1 pseudogene is annotated in these 654 nt (G+C 73.5%); it reads left to right on the forward strand.

Annotation, left to right across the window (positions count from 1 at the left end):
- Positions 1 to 654, forward strand: a pseudogene (locus KBX08_RS33400) (elongation factor G-like protein EF-G2); the annotation flags it as partial.

Genomic DNA, 654 nt, shown 5'->3' on the forward strand with positions numbered 1-654 from the left:
GGTCAAGGTGTCACTGCGCGAGACGCTGACAGTGCCCGCGAAGGGACACGGCCGCCACGTCAAGCAGTCCGGCGGCCACGGCCAGTACGCGGTCTGCGACATCGAGGTCGAGCCGCTGCCCCGCGGCAGTGGCTTCGAGTTCGTCGACCGGGTGGTCGGCGGCGCGGTGCCGCACAACTACATCCCGTCCGTGGAGAAGGGCGTCCGCGCCCAACTGGAGCGCGGCCTGGTCGCCGGGCACCCCGTGGTGGACCTGCGGGTGACCCTGGTCGACGGCAAGTCGCACAGCGTCGACTCCTCCGACGCGGCCTTCCAGACCGCCGGCGCGCTGGCGCTGCGCGACGCCGCCGAGCGTGGCCAGCCGGCCCTGCTGGAGCCGATCGACGAGGTCACCATCCGGGTTCCGGACGGCTCGGTGGGCACGGTGATGGGCGACCTGTCCGGCCGACGCGGCCGGGTGCTCGGCACCGAACCGGACCCGGACACCGAGGGCCGCACCCTCGTCCGCGCCGAAGTGCCGGCCACCGAGCTGCTCCGGTACGCCGTCGAGCTGCGTTCCATGACGGCCGGCACCGGCACCTTCCGCCGCCACTTCGTCCGCCACGACCCCATGCCCGCCCACCTGGCCGACCAGACCCGCAAGGAACACACCCC

Source organism: Micromonospora sp. H61 (assembly GCF_018070325.1).
Classification (GTDB): domain Bacteria; phylum Actinomycetota; class Actinomycetes; order Mycobacteriales; family Micromonosporaceae; genus Micromonospora; species Micromonospora salmantinae.